Consider the following 16,676-nt stretch of genomic DNA (forward strand, 5'->3'; position numbering starts at 1 on the left):
CCTTCGTCACGGCGCTTCAGCGGCCGCGGCCCTGCCCACCGCGCTGACCGCCCGGGGGGCCACCCACGCTCCGGTCCTCGCGGCGCAGCGACTGGTACTGGGAGCGCTGGGCCTCGTCGAGGATGGCGTTCATCTCCTGGTCGGTCTGCTGGCTCTCCGTGCGCAGCGCCTGGCGCATGTCTCGCATGGTCTTCGTTCCGGCGCGGACCTCTTCCATGAGCGCCTGGCGCTTGGTGGACTCCGCCTCCAGCCGGCGCGTCAGCGTCTGCTCCTGGGTGTAGTTCAGCCGAGCGTCGGTGATGAACTTGCGCACGCGCTCCTTCTGCTGCGCCTGCTGCTGAACCTGCGCCTGCTGCCACTGCTGCTGCCGCTCGGCGCGCTGCTCGTTGCGCATCTCGTCCTGGACGTTGCGCACCGCGTCCTTGAGGTAGTCGCGGCCGCCCTCGGAGTTCAGCGCTTCGCCGGCGACCATGCCGCGCACCTCGGCGCGCAGTTGCTCCACCTCCGCCGCGAGCGCCGCGGGCGGCGGAGAGGCCACCACCTTCCCATCCGCCGTCAACGTGGGGCGCCGCTCCACCTCCATCAGCCGCCGGGACAGGCTGATGGACGTGTCCTCCAGGGCTTTTACCCGGCGCTCCAGGTTGATGACGTCCGCGGCGACGCTGGAGGGCTGCTCGGGCGGAGGGGACGGGGGCGGAGCCTGCACCGTCTCACGTGGACTCCAGAGGGCCACCACGAGCGCCGTGGCGGCAAGGAAGAGGGCGGCGATGCTGGCGAGCTTGTTCACGTCTACTCCGACGGAAGCTGGAACGACTTATTCCATATCAGGTGCTGTCCAGCCCCGTCCGCCCACCTGCCGGGAGGGAAATCGCCCCGGAGAGGCCCCGAAGGGCCGCCCGGATGCCCACTCACCGGCCGCCCCCGGCGCGAGGCCTACTCCGCGCGCAGGGACACCGACGGCGGGACACGGCTTGCCCGCAGCGCGGGCAGCCAGCAGGCGACCAGGGAGATGACCGACAGCGCCACGGCCACGCCCAGGAAGATGTCCGGCGCGAAGGGCTCCACGCCATAGAGGGTTGCCGCCATGAGGCGGGTGCAGCCGAAGGCCGCGATGAGCCCCACGCCCACGCCCGCCGCGGTCAGCCGCAGGCCCTGGCCGAGCACCAGCCCCAGCACCTGTTGGGGATGGGCCCCCAGCGCCATCCGGATGCCCAGCTCCCGCGTCCGTTGGCTCACCGAATACGCCAGCACGCCGTAGACGCCGACACCGGCCAGGAGGACGGCGAGCACGGCGAAGGCCGCCAGCAGCCGTGTCGTGGCCCTGGGGCGGAGCAGGATTTTCTCCACCCGCTCGGTGAAGGGCAGCAAGTCGTAGATGGGCTGCTCGGCGTCCACCGCCTTGACTTCCTCGCGCAGCGCGGCCAGCGCCGATGCAGACGGGCCTTGGGTGCGCACCAGCATTGTCATGGCCCGCAGGGGAAATTGCGCGAAGGGCACGTAGCTCTCGGGTTCCGCGGGCTCCGTGAGCGTCTGGTGACGGACGTCCTCCACCACGCCGACGATTTCCCGGAAGGGCTGCTCTTCAGACCAGCTCAGCTGCACCCGCCGGCCAAGGGCCTCCCCGCCACCGAGGAACTTCCGGACGAAGGCCTCGTTGACGATGATGATGGGCGCGCTCTTCTCCGTGTCCTGGGGCCCGAAGTCGCGGCCCTGTCGCACGCCAATGCGCATCGCGGAGAAGTAGCCGGGCGAGGCCACCCGGTACTCGGTGTAGTACCGCTCGCTGGGCGAGGCCGAGCCACCTTCCAGGAAGAAGTCCCCGCCGGAGCCCGAGCCCCCCAGCGGCGCGTCGTTGATGAAGCCCACCGCCTCCACCCCGGGTCGTGCCATCAGCCGCTCCGCGACGCCTTCGAAGAAGGCCCGCTTGCGCGCGTCCTCCTGGTACGCGTCGGGGGCGAGCGTCAGCTGCGCGGCGACGACCCCCTCCGCGTCGAAGCCAGGGTCCACCGCCTGGATGTTCTGCAGCGAGCGCACGATGAGACCCGTGCCCACCATCAGCACCAGCGCGAGCGCGAGCTGCACCATGACGAGCGCGCTGCGCAGCGGATGCCCGGAGCGCGCGCCCACGGCGCTGCCGGATTGCCGCAGCAGCGGCAGCACGTTCATCCCCGACGCATGCATCGCGGGCGCCAGGCCGAAGAGCAGGCCGGTGCCCACCGATAGCAGCACGCTGAAGCCCAGGACGGTGCCGTTGAGCTCCAGCGGCGCCACGCGCAGCATGCTGGCGGGCAGCAGGGTGCGCACCAGCTCCATGCCCCACAGCATCAGCAAGAGCCCCAGCACGCCGCCGAAGAGGGACAGCAGCACGCTCTCCACCAGGGACTGCTGGAGCCGCCGTCCCTGGCTGGCGCCCAGCGCCGCCCGGATGGCGCCGTCCCGCTGCCGGGACAACGTGCGTACCAGCATGAGGTTGGCCACGTTGGCGCACGCGATGAGCAGCACGAAGCCCACCGCCACCCACAGCATCCACAGCACATCCCGCGTGTTCGTCGTGAGGTGGTCCTGCCAGCCCGTCACCCGCACGGTGTGGCGCTTCTGCCCTGGCTCGGGGTGGCCAATGCCCTGCGCCGCGCGCTCCAGGTCCGCTCGGGCCGCCTCCAGTGAGACGCCCGGTGCCAGCCGCCCCAGCACCGACTGGTAGTGGTTGCCATGCCGCTGCGGGTCCTGCCACTCGGGGACCCACACATCCGTGTCCTCGGCGAACTCGGGGAACGAGAAGTCCTCCGGCAGCACGCCCACCACCGTGTGGCTCCGGCCGTTGAGCACCAGCGTCTGGCCCACCACGTCCGGGACGCCGCCGAGCGCCCGCTGCCAGTAGCCATGGCTCACCAACACCACGGAGGTGTCACCCCCGGGCGGCGCATCCTCTTCACGCAGGTCGCGCCCCTGCGCGGGTTGCACCCCCAGCACGGAGAAGAAGTTGGGGGTGATGCGCGCCGCCCGCACCCGCTCGGGCTCGTCCGTTCCCGTCCGGTTGAGGCTGGTGCGTCCGAAGCCCGCGAGCTGGCTGAAGCCCTTCGAATGCTCCCGCCAGCCGAGCAGCTCCGGTGGCGCCACCGAGGCGTGGCTCACCGACTCCTGCACGCACCAGATACGGACCAGGGATTCGGGGAGGGGAAAGGGCAGGGGCCGCAGCAGCATTGCGTGGATGGCGCTGAACAGGACGGCGTTCGCCCCGATGACCAGCGCCAGCGTGAGGCCCGCGGCCAGCGTGAAGCCGGGGGTTCGTGTCAGGGTGCGTATCGCGTAGCGGAGGTCCTGGCGGAGCGAGTCCATGGCTGCGGCCATGAGCGAAGGACATGCCAACCGCCTTGCGGGCGCAACCACTGGGCATGTGGAGGGTGGCCTCCCTGGCGCACGCCCTGGGAGTGCGCGGATGCGGGAAGTCCTGTCCCGGAAACGAACAGGCCCGGGACGGGACGCCCGCTCACCGGCGCGTCAGTGGACGTCCCACCGGGCGGCGATTTCCTCGCACGCCAGCCGGACGTCGTTCATTCGGCGCTGCTGGGCCTTGGGCGCCTGGAAGAGCCGGCCCGCGAAGACGTCGAACACGCCCACCAGCCGCGGGTCCACCGGGCCGCGCTGCTCCAGTCGCTCCTCGGCGTAACGCTGGAGCACCGTGGCGATGTATTGCCCGGAGCGCTCGTCCAGCGGCGTGTGCTTGGAGAAGTAGAGCTTCAGCAGCCCGGAGCGCATCAGCCCCTGGGCATCCACGCTGCGCAGCAGCACGTCCGGGCGCACGCTGATGTCCACGCCCGCCAGCGCCAGCGGCGGCAGGTCCGCGTCCACGGGGCTGGCAATCGCGTGGGTCGCCAGGTCCCCCGCGGACACCAGGCAACGCTGGAGCGCCTCCGCGCACAGGGCCAACCGGTGCGCGTCGTAGTCGGATTCCGGCTGGGCGTTGAGGAGCCGCCGCTGGTGGTAGCGGAGGATGACCTCGTCCCGGCCTTCGCACAGGAACTCGATGATGGCCTGGGCGGCGGCGGGGTAGCGCAGGTACTGCGGGTCCACCGGGTGCTTCTGGCCCTGGATGATGCGCTTTCGCAGTGACGGCGTCGCGGTGAGGTACTGGCCCAGCTTGTTGACGGAAACGCGCGGACTCTCACGGGTGACGGTCATGGTTCGGCCTTCCTTTCCGGCTTCGGGAATGAAGGCAGACTACCGGAAGGGTCTGACATTCCCGGGGCGGCCAGACGGGCCGGCCGCCCCATGGAAATCACACCCGTGGGGTAGGTCATGTCAGGCCCGTCGTGGTGGGCCCCGGTTGGACATGGAGGCGATGACGGCCATCAGCTCCACCGGTTCGATGGGTTTGGGCACGTGGGTGGTGAAGCCCGCGAGCAGCGCGCGCGTCCGGTCCTCCATGCGGGTGTAGGCCGTGAGGGCCACCGCGGGGATGCCGCCACCCTGTTCCTCGGGCAGGGCCCGGACGCGGGCAATGAAGCGGTACCCGTCCTCCTCGGGCATGCCGACGTCGGAGACGAGCACATCGAACGATGCCTCGCGGAGCTCGGCCAGCGCATCCTCCGAAGAGCTGGCCGTGGTGACGATGCCGCCACACGTCTCGATGATGCTGCGAAGCAGCTCGCGCGTGTCCTCCTCGTCGTCCACCACGAGCACCCGCAGGCTCGCGAGCTGGGGCGGGCAGGGGATGTCCTGCTCCTGCAACGGGCCGCGGAGGGTGGAAGGCACCAGCACCTCCCGCCTCAGCGCCACGGCCTGCGGCAGGCTGACGATGAAGGTGGCCCCCCGGCCCTCGCCCTCGCTGGTGGCCATCACGGTGCCGCCGTGCAGCTCCACCAGGTGCCGGACGATGGCCAGTCCCAGCCCGAGCCCACCGGCCTTGCGCGTGGTGCTGCCGTCGGCCTGTCGGAAGCGCTCGAACACGTGCGGCAGGAACTGCGGGGAGATGCCCTGGCCCGTGTCGGCCACCGTGATTTCCACCGAGGAGTTCCGCCGCTCCACCAGCACCTGGACGCGGCCTCCCTTGGGGGTGAATTTCACGGCGTTGGACAGCAGGTTCCACACCACCTGCTGCAGGCGGCTCATGTCGCCCATGATGGTGCCGCCCGAGTCGAGCGCGGCCTGGATGCGGATGCCCTTCGCCTCGGCGGCGGGCCGCAGTGACTCGAGCGCGGCCTCCACGACCTGGCTCACGTCGACGGACGACACCTCCAGCTTCAGCTTGCCCGTCATGATGCGGCTCACGTCGAGCAGGTCCTCGACGAGCTGCCCCTGGGCGCGGGCATTGCGCTCCACGGTGGCCAGCGCCCGCTCCCGCTTCTCTGGCGGCAGCATGCCGGTCCGCAGCATCTGCACCCAGCCGAGCACCGCCGTGAGCGGCGTGCGCAGCTCGTGGGAGACGGTGGCGAGGAACTCGTCCTTGAGCCGGTTGGCCTCCTCCGCCTCCTCGCGCGCCACGCGCTCCCGGGCGAGCAACCGCTCCCGCTCCGCTTCCAGCCGCTTCTGTGCGCGGATGTCGCGGCCGACGGTGGCGATGCCCATCTGCCGCTGGGTGTCGTGCTCCACCAGGGCGAAGGTGTGGTACTGCGCCGCGATGGGCTCGCCCGTTGGGAAGTGCCGGAAGCGGAACTCTCCTTCCCGCCGGCCGCCCTGGAGGATGGCGGCCGCGATGTGTTCGTCGACGTAGGTCTGGTCTTCGGCCAGGAAGAAGTCCCGCAGGTGGTACCGGGTGATGTCTTCATCGCGCTCCAGGCCCAGCAGACGCCGCCCCGCATCGTTCACCCACACCGCCCGGCCGGATGGGTCTCCCACGCCGATGACGTCGGGGGATTGCTCGACGATGGTGGCCAGCCGCTCGCGTTCCCGTTCAGCGCTCCGCTGCTCCGTCACGTCCTGCAGGGCGCCGACGACGCGGTCAGGCTGCCCCTGGGCGTCGAAGTGCGTCTTCACCATGGCCAGCAGGAAGCGCTGCACGCCATCCCAGCCCTGCACGCGGCACTCCAGGCGAATCGCCCCCGCGCCCGGATGCAGCGCCTGTTCGATGGTGCGCCGTGCGCGGTTCACGTCGTCGGGATGAATACGGGCCGCGGCTTCCGTCAGCGTCGGAGACTTGCCGGGGGGAAGTCCCAGGTGCTGCAGGGCCCGCTCGTCCCACGACAGCACGCCGCGCTCATACTGAAATTCCACGACGCCCAGCTGACCGGCGGCCAGGGCCATCCGCAGGCGTTCCTCGCTGGCCCGGAGCGCGGCCTCCGCCTGGGCCCGCCGGGCCACCTCCGCTTCGGCCTGGGCCCGGGCTTGCTTGGCGTGTGTGTAGGCCTCGCGCTCGGCGCGCTTCTCCTGCTCCACGGCCAGGTGGGTGGCCAGCTCGCGCGCCAGGTCCTCGAAGAACTGGCGATAGGTGTCGTCGAAGCGCAGCCGGGGGCTGATGCCCAGGATGACCACGCCCCGGAGGCTGTCCGTGCTGGTGCGGCGCAGGGGCAGCACCAGCGCCTTCTCCGTCGGCTCGGGCCAGGGGCCGAACTGGCGGGCTCCCAGGATGGATGGCACCGACTCCAGGAGGACCGGGACGTTCGCCGCCACGGCCTGCTTCGAGGCCTCCGTGATTCGTCCCAGGTCCACGACGGCGTGCTGCGCCAGCCCGTCGAGCCCCGTGGACTCCGTCAGCTCCAGCCGCTGTTCGCCCTCGTCCCAGTGGTAGATGAGGGCGAAGGGGATGTCCTTGGGGTTGTCCGCCAGGGCCCGGATGGCATCCGTGGTGGCGCTCTCGGAAGGCCCGTTCACTCGGGGCGCCAGCGCGCGAATCGTGGCCAGCCGGCGTTCGCTGAGCACGACGTCGGTGACCTCGAAGACGACCTGGAGGATGCCCGCGATGGTGCCCGCGTCGTCCCGCAGGGGACTGAAGTCGAAGGTGAAGTAGGCCTCTTCATTGAACCCGTAACGGGTGAGCATGAAAAAAGTCTTCGCCACCTGCGTCACTTCGCCCGTCGCCAGGAGCTTGCGCATCCAGGGCGAGATGACGGGATAGGTGTCGGGCCAGCACTCGCGGTAGGTGGCGCCCAGGTAACGGGGATGGCGCGGGCCCATGATGACCGCGTAGCCGTCGTTGTAGAGCTGGATGAGCTCGTGCCCCCAGAAGATGATGGCCGGAGCCGGCATCTCCAGAATCATGGCGACGAAGGTCTTCAGCGGGCGGGGCCACGATTCGTAGGGGCCAAGTTGGGTGCGGCTCCAATCGTGCGAGCGCAGCAGTTCGCCCAGTTCGCCACCAGGGACAGGGAGTTCAGTCTGGGAAGTGAGTTGTTTCACGCGGTCGGTGGGGTGCAGGGCGGGTGCGTAATCTAGGGATGCAGCCTGCCGCGTCCTGGCTGTATGCGTTCGGCCGAATCGCGGTGAAGCGGGGTGGCAAGCGCTTGAGCCACGCCCAGCGTCGTGCCGTGAACAGCCCTCCGCCGCCCGGGCGCCATCCGTCCCCAGGGCAAGTTGATGGTGGATTCACGACGCGATGCGCTGTGCAATGTCCTGACAGTCTCTGGCTGGACTTTGTACTTTTTATGCAAGGGAGCCATTCGTAGCTTTCGCGAGTGGAGGCGCTCCCGACCACGGGGCGCTTTGGCGACTCGCGCGGGCCGTGAAGGCCCGCGCCCCAGCAACGCACGGAGGCGGCGTCATGGCGGATACGGCAGAGAACCCTCTTGGGCTGAATGGCTTCGAGTTCGTGGAGTTCACCAGCCCCCAGCCCGAGGTGATGGAGCGCCTCTTCGAGCGGCTGGGGTTCACCGCGTACTCCAAGCACCCGTCCAAGGAGCTGGTCCGCTACAAGCAGGGCGGTATCAACCTGCTCATCAACCGCGAGGCTTCCGGGCAGGCCGCTGAGTTCCGCGCGGAGCACGGTCCGTCCGCCAGCGGCATGGCCTTCCGCGTGGCGAATGCGCGCACCGCCTACGAGATGGCCCTGGAGCGCGGCGCCAAGGCGGCGGACCCGGAGCGGGGCTCGCTGGGCGAGGGCTCCTATGTCCTGGAGGGCATCGGTGGCAGCCTGCTGTATCTGGTGGACCGCCACGGGGAGAAGGGGGCGCTCTATGACACCTGGCAGGAGATTCCTGGCGCCGAGGCGGCCGAGGCGAAGAACAGCGTGGGCCTGGAGACGCTGGACCACCTGACCCACAACGTGCGCCGCGGGCAGATGCGCACCTGGTCGTCCTTCTACAACCGCATCTTCGGCTTCACCGAGCAGAAGTACTTCGACATCAAGGGCCAGGCCACGGGCCTGTTCAGCCAGGCGATGATCGCTCCGGACAAGGCCATCCGGATTCCGCTCAACGAGAGCCAGGACGACAAGTCGCAGATTGAAGAGTTCATCCGCCAGTACAAGGGCGAGGGCATCCAGCACCTGGCGCTCACCACGCCGGACATCTACGACACCGTGGAGCGGCTGCGCGCGCGCGGCGTGGTGCTGCAGGACACGCTGGAAACCTACTACGACCTGGTCGAAAAGCGCGTCCCCAACCACGGCGAGGACCTGGCGCGGATGCGCAAGAACCGCATCCTCATCGACGGCAGCGAGGAAGAGGGCCTGCTGCTCCAGATCTTCACCGAGAATCTCTTCGGGCCCATCTTCTTCGAAGTCATCCAGCGCAAGGGCAACGAGGGTTTCGGGAACGGCAACTTCCAGGCGCTCTTCGAGTCCATTGAACTGGACCAGATTCGCCGCGGCGTCATCAAGGTCGACTAGTCCGCTCGCTGCGCTTGTGAGGAGAATCCGGTGACTACCCAGCCTTCCTCCGAGGTGTCGCCGGGGAGCGTCCTCAAGACGGCTCCCGGCGCCTATCAGTCTGGCTTCGGCAACGAGTTCGCCACCGAGGCGGTGCCCGGCGCACTGCCCGAGGGACAGAACTCACCCCAGCGGGCGCCGTTCGGCCTCTATGCCGAGCAGCTGTCGGGCTCGGCCTTCACGGCCCCGCGCCGGGAGAACCGGCGCTCGTGGCTGTACCGCCTCCGGCCCAGCGCCAACCACCCTGCGTTCCAGCCGCTGGCGCAGGGGCTCTTGCGCAGCGGGCCCTTCGACGAGGTGCCCGCCTCGCCCAACCGGCTGCGGTGGAGTCCTCAGCCTCCGCCGGCCCAGCCCACTGATTTCGTGGACGGGCTCGTCACCTACGCGGGCAACGGGGACGCGGCGTCGGGCGCGGGCATCAGCATCCACCTGTACGCGGCCAACCGCTCCATGGTGGACCGGGTGTTCTTCGACGCGGACGGCGAGCTGCTCATCGTCCCGCAGGCGGGGCGGCTGCGGCTGGTGACGGAGCTGGGCGTGCTGGACGTGGCGCCGGGCGAAATCGCGGTGGTGCCGCGCGGGGTTCGTTTCCGCGCGGAGCTGCCGGAGGGCCAGGCCGCCGGCTACGTCTGTGAGAACCACGGTGCGTTCTTCCGCCTGCCGGACCTGGGGCCCATTGGCGCCAATGGACTGGCCAACCCGCGCGACTTCCTGACGCCGGTGGCGGCCTTCGAGGACGTGGACCGGCCCACGGAGGTGGTGCAGAAGTTCCTGGGGCGGCTGTGGTCGGCGCGGTACGCGTACTCACCGCTGGACGTGGTGGCGTGGCACGGGAACCTGGTGCCGTACAAGTACGACCTGGCCCGCTTCAACACCATCAACACGGTGAGCTTCGACCATCCGGACCCGTCCATCTTCACGGTCCTCACGTCGCCCAGCGAGGTGCTGGGCACGGCCAACTGCGACTTCGTCATCTTCCCGCCGCGCTGGATGGTGGCCGAGCACACCTTCCGGCCGCCCTGGTTCCACCGCAACGTGATGAGCGAGTTCATGGGGCTGGTGCACGGCGTCTACGACGCGAAGGCGGGCGGCTTCGCCCCGGGCGGCGGCTCGCTGCACAACTGCATGAGCGGCCATGGCCCGGACCGGACCAGCTACGAGCAGGCCGTCCAGGCGGACCTGAAGCCTCATAAAATCAAGGACACGCTGGCCTTCATGTTCGAGTCGCGCTGGGTCATCCGTCCCACGCGTTTCGCCATGGAGTCGCCGGCGCTTCAGCAGGACTACGACGCGTGCTGGGCGGGCTTCCAGAAGGCGAAGTTGCCTTGAGGGCCGCGTGAGCACGGGTGGTGAGACGGCGGGGCGCAAGCGCGTCTGGTCGACGCCGGCCAACGTGAAGCTGCTCCCGGTGAGCGCCCTGGAGGACCCCGGGGCGCGCAACCTCGTCCTCCAGATTGGGGACGCCTTCTTCCACGGCTTCCTGGTGCGCAAGGGTGACGCGGTCCACGGCTACGTGGACCGGTGTCCCCACGCGGGTCTGCCGCTCGCGCGCGAACTGGACCGCTACCTGACGCCGGACAAGGGGCTCATCGTCTGTGCCTGGCACGGAGCCCTGTTCCAGGTGGAGGACGGGCTGTGCGTGGGCGGGCCGTGTTCGGGTGGCCGGCTCACGCCGTGGCCGGTGACGGTGCGCGACGGCATGGTCGTCACCGGCTGAGCACGCGGCTCAGGCGGGCGCGGCGACGGGCGTGGCTTCCGCCTCCGCGACGGGGGAGACCAGGGCCTGCTTCTCCCAGGCGCGGCTCTTCCAGCGCAGCCACATGGTGATGCCGCGCACCCATTCGTCCGCGGCCACCGCCATCCACACGCCGGCCAGTCCCAGGCCCATGTGGAAGACGAGGTAGTAGCCCAGCGGCAGGCTCATGCAGACCATGGACGCGATGCCCATGTAGACGGTGAACGTCGCGTCACCCGCGGCGCGCAGGGCGTTGATGAGCACCAGGTTGAAGCAGCGGCCCGTCTCCAGGGCCAGCCCGATGACGATGACCTGCGCTGTCAGCCGGACGATGTCGGCGTTCTCGGTGAAGAGCGAGACGATGGGGACGCGGAGGAGGACGACGGCCACGTCCACGACCAGGGTGATGGCCAGGCCCCACTTCAGGCTGCGCAGGGCCTGCTGGAACGCGTCGTCGGCGCGGTTGGCGCCCACCAGCCTGCCCACGATGATGGACGTCCCCATGCCAATGGCCAGGCTGCACAGGAAGACATACTGGGAGATGGCGTGTGCGTACTGCCGGGACGCTAGCGCCACCGCGCCCAGGAACGTCACGTAGTACAGGAACACCGTCTGGCAGCCCTGGTACGTGGCCTGCTCGAAGGCGGAGGGCAGGCCGACCTTGAGAATCTTGCGGACGTAGTCCTTGGAGAACGTCACGTAGTCGCGCGGCGCCATCTTCACCGGCATCACCCGGTACAGGACGTAGACGAAGACGCCCAGCGCGATGGCCCGACTCACCACGGTGGAGATGGCCGCGCCCGCCACGCCCATCGCGGGGAAGCCGAAGTGGCCGGCGATGAGCACGTAGTTGCCACCCACGTGCAGCACGTTCATTCCCAGCGAGACGAACATGGACGCGCGCGTGAAGCCGTAGGTGCGCAGCAGCCCGGCGAAGACGTTGATGAGGGCCTGGAGGAACAGGAAGCCGCCGACGATGTGCAGGTACGTCTTGGCGTACGCCAGCATGTGGCCCTGAAGGTTCATCCCGCCCAGGATGGCATCCCCGCTGAGAAGCAGCCCCGCGCTGACGGTGATGCCGAGCGCGAGGTTCAGGGTGACGGCGATGGCGGAGATGCGCGCGGCCTCTGTCTGCCTGCGCGCGCCCAGGTACTGGGCCACGACGATGGCCGCGCCGTGACCCACGACCTCCATGATGAGGATGCAGATGAAGACGTACTGATTGACGACGCCCACCGAGGCGACGGCGTCATCCGACACGCCGCTGAGCATCAGCGTGTCCGCCGTGCCCATCATCATGAAGAGCAGCAGCTCCAGGAAGATGGGCCACGTGAGCCGGAACAGCCCCAGCGACGGTGCGCCGTGTGGATCGGCATTCGGGGATGCTGCGACTTCCATGGGGCGTCGACTCCGAGAGGCGGGCGCGGCAATGCCTCGGCTCGCGCCAGCGTCTCGCATGTCGCGCAGAGCGCGTCGAGTGACATCGAAGTGTGGGCGCTGCTGCTTGATTTGTGTTCAAACAGCAGGGGCCGCTTGCTCGCCTGCCCGACGGCCGGTGGCGCGGTGAGGCGTGCGGATGATGGCCACGGCTTTCCGTGGCAACGCGGCACTCAGGGCGCGAGCCGCGCGGATGGGGCGTCCGCCCCCTCCGTACGCGTCGCCGTGGACGGCCCGGCGATGTCTTCGATTTGCAGATACGCGGAGGCTTCGACGATGACTTCCGCGGGCGCGCCCCGGTTGGTGCCCCGGCCGTTGACTTCACAGTCTCCGTCGGTGTGGACGCCCAGCAGGTGCCCTTGCCGGTTGAGGACGCCCGCGCCGGAGCTGCCGACCAGCGTGTCCAGGTCCCCGTAGAAGATGAGGTTGTTGCACGCGTCCAGATACCGGCCCTCGGCAATGACCTTGGGGCGTCCGCGGGGGTGCTGGATGATGGCCAGTTGCTCGGTGGCCTGGGCCGTCAGCGGGATGGGCGTGACATCCGGGAGGACGTCGAGCTGGATGAGCGCGTAGTCCGGCTCCATCGACTGCTCGATGACGGTGCCCGCCGTAATCAAAGGGGTGCCGTCCGCGTCGTCCTCGAAGTTGAAGACGATCAGCGGGATGTCCCCGATGTTGACACAGTGGCCCGCGGTGAGCACCACGGGGCCCGCGCTTGCTTGAATCAGCGTTCCGGTGCAGCGCCCGTCAATGAACACGACAGCGTCTTCCCGGTCCTGGATGATGTCCGAGAACTCGCCCACGTAGCTGTTGATGGGGGTGAAGTCGAGCGTCGAACCGCACTGCGCGAAAGCACGAACCTCCGGACTGGCGGGTGGCTCACAGACCGCAGGCTCGGTCGGCTCGGACCGTCCTCCGCAGGCGGTGAAGCCCAGGAAGACGGTCCCAGCGAGGAGCGAACCCCACAGCGTCACGCGGAAGTCTGTGGGGATGCGCGCCATGACTCAGTACAGGTACTGGAGCGCCGTGACGTCGGAGCTCATGAAGTTACCCGTCTCGGACGAGCTGAAGCAGGAGTTCATGAGCGAGCCGCCGCGGGTGGCCGTGCTCGGCGTGCCGGGGATGAGGATGGCGCCCACGCCCGCGGTGCCCTCGTTCTGGGCCGCGCCACCGCAGCTGATGCTGCGGTTGTAGTAGTCAGAGTGACGCAGGCCCACGGCGTGGCCCAGCTCGTGGGTCACGACGTGCTCGACCACGGCCACGCCATAGGTGGCGGTGCCGGTGCCGATGTTGATGATGCCGTAGGGACGGCCGCCGGTGGGGAAGCCCGCCGAGCCGCCAGCGCCGGACGTGGTGCGCGCGGAGATGGTCGCGCTGCAGCCGGTGCCGCCGCGCTGCATGGTGAACGACAGTCCCAGCGCGTTGTAGTTGGCGATCGCCCGGTCAAGGGCGGTCATCAGCGTGGTGTTGCCGGCGTACGCGGAGTTCGGGACGATGCAGATGCGGGTGATGGAGGCGGCGACGAGGTTCGTCGTGCGGTACTGCTCCTGCGTCTTCAGGTCCGTCTGGAGCATCTCGCGGGACGCCTCGAGCGTCACGTGCGCGTCGCGACCCACGTACACCTGGCCGTCGGAGACCAGGATGTCGTCCGCCGGGAAGCCGGCCTCGACCAGGTTGGAGATGATCTCATCGTTCTCGTGCTGCGAATCGGCCTGCATGTCGGTGCCGCAGCCCGTCAGCATCATGCTACCGGTCACCGCGAGGACAGCAGCTCCCTTGAACATCTTCTGGAACATGGGCATCGGAGATTCCTCGTCCGTTTTGACTGCGGGGGGACGCGCCGTCCGCCTGGTATCCACCAGCCGCGGCGAGGCGCGTCCCGGCCCTTGAGCAAATGGTAGGCCAATGAGTCCCGCAGGATGAGAAACCCGAAATCGTTGACTAGCGTGGAGTACCTGCGCTCCAGACGCGCGTCACGGGCACGTAAACCGAGTTGACGCCAGTCGCCGCAAACCCGCGTACTCACTTTGGATTTCCTGGAAACGGCTGGGCGTTGCGAAACCACACAGTGATGTCTGGTTATCGGTCACCTGCCCCATGGGGCAAAGACACCCCAGGCATGATCTGGCGCAAGTGAAAACAAACTACTGCCCTGTAATGGGGTGGGAATGGACACACGCGTCTGACGAGAGGTGCGCGTGAATACACTGTCGGTGTATCCAGTCGCATATGCAAATGCGCCACGTCACCTGTCCTGTCGCCGCGCTGCTGGGCGCGGCCCTGTCGTTCCTTCCTGGCTGTGGGAGCACGATGTCGAGCAATCCCTCGCCCATTGACGCTCAGAGCCAGACCTCCACTTCGCAGCAGGCCGCCGAGGCCTGGAAGCGTGCCCGCGTGGGCGATCGCGTCACCTATGCCTTCTCCGCGACCCAGGGCCCCACACCCGGTGCCGCTGACGCCGCGCGCACGCTCGACGGCCAGTTGACGCTGGAGGTCGTGTCCGTCCAGCAGCCCTGGGTCTATGTGCGGGTGGCCTTCACGGACGCGGCGGGCAATCCGTTGACGCAGACGCGGCTGGCGCAGGACCTGGTGGTTCCCGTGCGCTCGGACATGACGCGCTCGCTGGACGTGCCGCGTCCAGGGCAGGTGACGGCGGAGCGTCCTTCCTTCTCCGGGCGCAACTGGGAGGCCACTCGCTATGTCAGCGATCAACGGCCCGTGGATGGTCCGCTGCGCACGCGCGTGTATGCCAATGATTCGGCATTGCTCTACCTGACGCGCGGCCTGCTGGAGGCCAGCACCGAGTCCGCCGGGTTCCGGACGCCGGGCGGTGTCAGGCTGTCGCTGAGCGAGTTCCAGGAGGGCTCCACCGAGGCCAGCGCCCCCGCGCCCGCGCTGGCGCGGCTCCTGGGACCCGGCGCGTACTACGACAGGAAGGTGGACATGGCGCCCACGCACGAGGTGCTGCGCGTGTGTTTCACCGCGGAGCGCGGCTACATCCTGCGCGCGGAGGGCCCCTTGGGCACTGGGAGCGAGCCGTGCGCCGACTTCTCCAAGGCGGAGCCTGAGTCCCTGGAAGAGGTGGTGATGGGCCTTCCTTGGGAGGCGCTGGTTTCGGGTGAGTGGCCTCCCTCCAAGGACGGCGCCCGTGGCACCTTCACCGTGGGAGACCGGAACGTGCCCTCCATTACGGAGCAGCGCACGGAGGACCTGGAGGGCACGCAGCACGTCTTCATGGACACCTACGCGGCGGAGCCCTGGGCCCCGGGGCTCGCGGGCCTGCCGTATGAAGCGCGCTTCCAGTCGCTCTCCAGCGGCTCCGAGCGCGTGGGCCCCGGGGGGCAGCGTGAGTTCGCGGGCGGCAGTCGGATCGTCCAGTGGGGCCCGTGGCTCGGCGGGCAGCCGTGACGGTTCGGTAGCCTCCAGAAAGAGGCCCCGGGGCCATTTGGCCGAGCGGAGCTACACTGGGTGCGGACTGGAGGCGTCATGCACCTTGAGAGATTTCGTCGGCTGCCCGCGCTCGTGCTTCTCGGACTTTCCTTCGCCGGTGGGATGGGGTGCTCGGAGGACGATGGGGGCGTGGAAACGCCCAACCCCCTGACGAATCCCAAGGACGGGCCTCCCGCTGGGAATCAGAACCCGGAGGCCACGTGCGCCATCCCCGCCGAGGCTGGCCTCGCGGACGTCTCCCGGCCCACCACGGTTGTCGGCACGGGCAGTCCGGAGAGCTGTACCAGTGACGCGTTCATCCAGGCCGTGGCGCGGGGCGGGGTCATCACCTTTGACTGCGGTCCCGAGCCCGTCACCATCACCTTGGAGCGGACGGCGAAGATCTTCAACAACACGGGGCCGGAGATCGTCATCGACGGCAAGGGGCTGGTGACGCTGAGCGGGGCGGGGCGGCACCGCATCCTGTACATGAACACCTGCGACCGGGAGCAGGTGTGGACGACGGCGCACTGCCAGGACCAGGACCACCCTCGGCTGACGCTGCAGAATCTGACGTTCGTGGACGCCAGCTCCAAGGCGGAGGCCGAGTTCGACGGCGGCGGCGCGGTCTGGGTGCGCGGCGGGCGCTTGAAGGTCATCAACTCCCGGTTCTTCAACAACGTCTGCGCGGATGTGGGACCGGACGTGGGCGGCGCCGCGCTCCGTGCGTTCAGCCAACACCGGAACCAGCCCGTGTACGTGGTGAACACGACCTTCGGGGGCAAGGCTGGTTACGGCGGTGCCTGCTCCAACGGCGGTGGCATCAGCAGCATTGGCGTGTCGTGGACCATCATCAACAGCCTGTTCTCCCATAACCGGGCCGTCGGCAATGGCGCCAATCCCGCGCGGCCGGGAACTCCGGGTGGGGGCAGTGGCGGGGCCATCTACAACGATGGGAACACGATGACGCTGTCACTTTGTGGCACCCGGATTGAGCACAACGAGGTCAATGCTCACGGAAGCGCCATCTTCTTCGTGAGCAATGACCATTCGGGGGACATCCGCATCGACCGCTCTGTGATTCGGAACAATGTGGGCGGGTCGTGGTACCCGACGCATCCACAGATTTCGAATCACGATGACACGCCTATCGTCGTGACGAACTCCACGATTGAGTGACGAATCGCCCGCCTGCCGCGCAGCCACTCCGCATCGCATCTGAAGCGCTCAGGGCGGAGAATGCAGATGGTCCCCCCGTCGTAGGCCACCCAGCCACAA

General features: G+C 68.7%; 12 protein-coding genes. 5 read left to right on the top strand and 7 right to left on the bottom strand.

From position 1 onward, the window contains the following. Positions 1-16 precede the first annotated feature (16 nt). The 4 genes from F8M74_RS12130 to F8M74_RS12145 form a co-directional block, all read right to left on the bottom strand. Complete coding sequence (locus F8M74_RS12130; protein ID WP_141255220.1) at positions 17-787, bottom strand: hypothetical protein; 771 nt, start codon at positions 785-787, stop codon at positions 17-19. A gap of 146 nt (positions 788-933) precedes the next feature. After that, entirely contained in the window at positions 934-3,348 is a 2,415-nt protein-coding gene (locus F8M74_RS12135) for an ABC transporter permease (RefSeq protein WP_141255221.1), read from the bottom strand. A 150-nt stretch (positions 3,349-3,498) separates the two neighbouring features. Continuing rightward, positions 3,499-4,179 carry a hypothetical protein gene (locus F8M74_RS12140; RefSeq protein WP_141255222.1) on the bottom strand — a complete coding sequence of 227 codons (681 nt, stop codon included), beginning with the start codon at positions 4,177-4,179 and terminating at the stop codon, positions 3,499-3,501. A 120-nt stretch (positions 4,180-4,299) separates the two neighbouring features. Next, positions 4,300-7,194: an ATP-binding protein gene (locus tag F8M74_RS12145; RefSeq protein ID WP_228560252.1), complete on the bottom strand. Its 2,895-nt coding sequence runs from the start codon at positions 7,192-7,194 to the stop codon at positions 4,300-4,302. 499 nt (positions 7,195-7,693) lie between these two features. On the opposite strand from F8M74_RS12145, the gene hppD reads away from it, so the two are divergent. Genes hppD through F8M74_RS12160 form a run of 3 tightly spaced genes read left to right on the top strand, consistent with a single transcriptional unit; the run spans position 7,694 to position 10,514 of the window. Beyond that, positions 7,694-8,758 carry a 4-hydroxyphenylpyruvate dioxygenase gene (hppD, locus tag F8M74_RS12150; protein ID WP_141255223.1) on the top strand — a complete coding sequence of 355 codons (1,065 nt, stop codon included), beginning with the start codon at positions 7,694-7,696 and terminating at the stop codon, positions 8,756-8,758. A gap of 30 nt (positions 8,759-8,788) precedes the next feature. After that, a complete protein-coding gene (gene hmgA, locus F8M74_RS12155; RefSeq protein WP_141255224.1) occupies positions 8,789-10,126 on the top strand; it encodes a homogentisate 1,2-dioxygenase in 1,338 nt (445 codons plus the stop codon). A 7-nt stretch (positions 10,127-10,133) separates the two neighbouring features. After that, the gene (locus tag F8M74_RS12160) at positions 10,134-10,514 is read left to right on the top strand and encodes a Rieske (2Fe-2S) protein (protein ID WP_140798074.1); all 381 of its coding nucleotides are present in this window, start codon (positions 10,134-10,136) and stop codon (positions 10,512-10,514) included. 9 nt (positions 10,515-10,523) lie between these two features. Here the strand turns inward: F8M74_RS12160 and F8M74_RS12165 are convergent, their stop codons facing one another. From F8M74_RS12165 to prtB, 3 genes are all read right to left on the bottom strand, one after another. Then, positions 10,524-11,930, bottom strand: coding sequence for an MATE family efflux transporter (locus F8M74_RS12165; RefSeq protein ID WP_141255225.1), 1,407 nt, complete (start codon positions 11,928-11,930; stop codon positions 10,524-10,526). Between the two features lie 212 nt (positions 11,931-12,142). Further along, entirely contained in the window at positions 12,143-12,970 is an 828-nt protein-coding gene (locus F8M74_RS12170; RefSeq protein WP_141255226.1) for a serine protease, read from the bottom strand. Between the two features lie 3 nt (positions 12,971-12,973). Beyond that, on the bottom strand, positions 12,974-13,771 hold the full coding sequence (gene prtB, locus F8M74_RS12175) for a M57 family metalloprotease PrtB (RefSeq protein WP_141255227.1): 798 nt from the start codon (positions 13,769-13,771) through the stop codon (positions 12,974-12,976). A 427-nt stretch (positions 13,772-14,198) separates the two neighbouring features. On the opposite strand from prtB, the gene F8M74_RS12180 reads away from it, so the two are divergent. Further along, complete coding sequence (locus F8M74_RS12180) at positions 14,199-15,377, top strand: DUF6068 family protein (RefSeq protein ID WP_141255228.1); 1,179 nt, start codon at positions 14,199-14,201, stop codon at positions 15,375-15,377. A 78-nt stretch (positions 15,378-15,455) separates the two neighbouring features. Then, complete coding sequence (locus tag F8M74_RS12185) at positions 15,456-16,577, top strand: hypothetical protein (RefSeq protein ID WP_171410307.1); 1,122 nt, start codon at positions 15,456-15,458, stop codon at positions 16,575-16,577. Positions 16,578-16,676 lie beyond the last annotated feature (99 nt).

It is taken from the genome of Myxococcus sp. CA023 (assembly GCF_010998615.1).
Classification (GTDB): domain Bacteria; phylum Myxococcota; class Myxococcia; order Myxococcales; family Myxococcaceae; genus Myxococcus.